At 40.6% G+C, this 2,908-nt stretch carries 2 protein-coding genes; one reads left to right on the top strand and one right to left on the bottom strand.

From position 1 onward, the window contains the following. Window positions 1–976, top strand: a 976-nt coding sequence (locus RTK36_RS04890; RefSeq protein ID WP_312044885.1) for an APC family permease, incomplete at its 5' end; no start/stop codon positions are given. Window positions 977–1,278: 302 nt separating this feature from the next. Here RTK36_RS04890 and RTK36_RS04885 read toward each other — a convergent pair. After that, the gene (locus RTK36_RS04885; protein WP_312044883.1) at window positions 1,279–2,577 is read right to left on the bottom strand and encodes a cytochrome c biogenesis protein/redoxin; all 1,299 of its coding nucleotides are present in this window, start codon (window positions 2,575–2,577) and stop codon (window positions 1,279–1,281) included. Window positions 2,578–2,908: the final 331 nt, after the last annotated feature.

The following is a 2,908-nucleotide window of genomic DNA, read 5'->3' as shown; positions in this document are numbered from 1 at the left end:
CGGGGTAGGGATAGTGAATATGCGTGGCATTAAAAGTGCCGGCTGGTTTCAAACTCTAGTGGCAGTAGCCTTATTCGCATCAGTAATGTTTGCATTAATTGGCGTACTATTAACAAAACCCGATTTTAACAATATGAAACCCTTCTTTTTGGAAGGACAATCAAAAACTTCTTCTATTCTAGCAGTGTTAGCCTTTGCACCCTATTGCTTCGTTGGCTTTGACTGCATCCCTCAAGCCGCGGAGGAATACAGCTTCTCTCATAAGGCCGCACTCGGCTTAATGGTTGCAGCAATCTTGGTTGGTGGTATTATCTATTCATCTGTTGTTTTCATTACTTCAGTTGTGAATCCTTGGGCTCCCATGTTGGCATCCAATCCCGACTGGGCAACTGGAGACATGGTGATGAAATCAATCGGTTATATCGGCGTTATCTTTATAGGCATTGCAATGCTGTGCGCAGTTGTTGCCAGTATGAACGGTTTCTATATTGCCTCCAGCCGCCTTCTGTACTCCATGGCTTATGCGGATGCATTACCCAAAAAGTTTGCACACCTCACACCTCAAGGAACACCTAAAAATGGTATTTTCTTCATGATGATTCTGGCTTTGATTGCGCCTTGGTTCGGCCGCCAAGTATTGGCATGGATTGTTGACATGACCTGCGTTGGAGCAGCATTGGGCTTTACATATACTTGTGCATCCGCTGCTAAGGTTGCAAAAAGAGATGGTGATAAAGGTCAAATGTGGCTTAGCATATTAGGCGTTGCTGTTTCTTCCATCTTTTTGATCATTACTTTCGTTCCAGGCATGCCCGGTTTCTTGTCCGCTCCATCCTTTATCATCTTAGGTATTTGGACTGCAATCGGAATCGTTTTCTATCTTTCCATCAGAAAACGCTATATTTACGGCCAGTGGCAAGGCGTTTCTGTAGAACAAATTTTGTACACCAAAATGAAGGAAGATGGAAGGATGTAGTCTATCCTCTTTACTAAATATAATTTAAATCCCTCTAAAACGTCACCCCTTCTGGTGACGTTTTTGTTTTTCCTAATAAACTTTTCCACAGTCAGCATACTGCATGGTGATAGAAATCCACCCCTGCCTTTGGCAATACTTTTAAACTCCATAAATACAATAACTTTACCGATCTTTATGGTATATGTGAATGACTTTTTTTGTTATTCATAGACAAACAACTCATTATAACTCCATTGAAAAAGGACATTCCTGTGGACTTAGACACATGGAACATCCCTTTGCAATCAATTATATTTTTTCTATTCTGTCTGACCTGATTCAGTACTGCTCTTTCCATTCTCCTTTGTTTCAACTATGATTCGCTTCATTGTAGCTTTTTCCATAGCACTTTCCACATATCCATAAATTGCTCCACTCTCATCAATCATAAAAGTAGTAGGAAATGCCCTGATTCCATATTGGTCAAAAATTTCGCTGCTTTCATCCATTACAACAGGGAAAGAATATTCATTTTTATCTAAGAAAGAAATAATATCTTCCCTACTACCTTCCCTGCCCAGATTTGGCGCCGCCACACCAAGTATAACAACATCCTCTTGATTCAAACCATACTCTTCGTACAGCTCCTGAATATGTGGCATTTCTCCCCGGCAAGGAGGGCACCAAGTGGCCCAAAAATTAAGGAAAACTGTTTTTCCTTTATATTCAGAAAGCGTGTGCCCATTCCCAAATTGATCTATCAATGTAAAATCAGGCGCAACTATAGTCTCCTGTTCCTGTTCAGCAGGCTGGGATGAGGCATCGGTAGTTTCCTTCTGCCCCTCAGGTTGAGCTGACCCATCTGGCACTATGCTCTCTTCCTTCGTTGACGTGCTTCCCGATAGATAGCTTGTAAATCCATTCATAAATCCCGTGAAGGTCATAACGCCCATTACAAGCATCAGTATAGCACCAATTTTTACGGTATAACGTACCACAGACTGATGCTCTTTGAAAAAAACCAGTACCTTTTGCGTAAACAATCCTACTGCTAAAAATGGCAAAATAAATCCAAAGGTAAAAACCCCGATCAGAGCAAATCCTGCCCCAGAGGAACCAGATGCCGCCATAAGCAAGACACTTCCTAGCACAGGCCCCACACAAGGCGTCCATGCAAAGCTGAAGGTAAATCCTAAAAGCAGAGCCGATAAAGGCCCCATGGTCCAACGTTCAAGGCGTAAAGGAATACGATGTTCTTTCTCAATCGTTCCAGAACGGCCAAAAAGCCCTAATTGATACAGTCCAAAAAAGACCATAATAATACCACTGATTTTTGCAAACATCATACGATTATCATTAAAAAAACTCCCCAATGAAGTAACGCCAAGTCCTAATACAAAAAATGCAAAGCTGATACCCAAAACAAAGAAAACTGTATTTAGCAACACTTGTTTTCTAGGGTATTCAATGGTTCCCTCCGCTGAAACTGTCTTCGCTCCTCCTGATAAATAGCTGATATATAGAGGAACCAAAGGCAATACACATGGGGAAAAAAAGCTAAGCAGCCCTTGAAAAAACACCGTAAGAATTGGTACACTCATATCCAGTGAAAAGCCCATAATACAACTCCTTTCCAATCTATGTATACATAACTAACTATATCTGAAAAGTGATATGCTGTAAAGTGATTTAATCACTCGCTATATTTACGAAAGGAAAGAGGTATCCGTAAACGGATACCCCTAAAATTTAAATATAACGTATTCTATTTATTTGTAACATCCCTTTGTCATTCAACAAATATTATAGCCACAACTATTTATACTCTGGAAACACCTAAGGTCACAACTTCACCATTGATATTCCATTCCTTAGAAAGCTCTCCACCTTCTCCTGCAACAACCTCTTCCGCCAAAACATCAGTGGAAACATCATTATTTTTTAGGATTT

This window comes from Anaerotignum sp. (genome assembly GCF_031981185.1).
In the GTDB taxonomy this organism is placed as follows: Bacteria; Bacillota; Clostridia; order Lachnospirales; family Anaerotignaceae; genus Chakrabartyella.
This window is presented reverse-complemented; position numbering and strand designations above follow the sequence as displayed.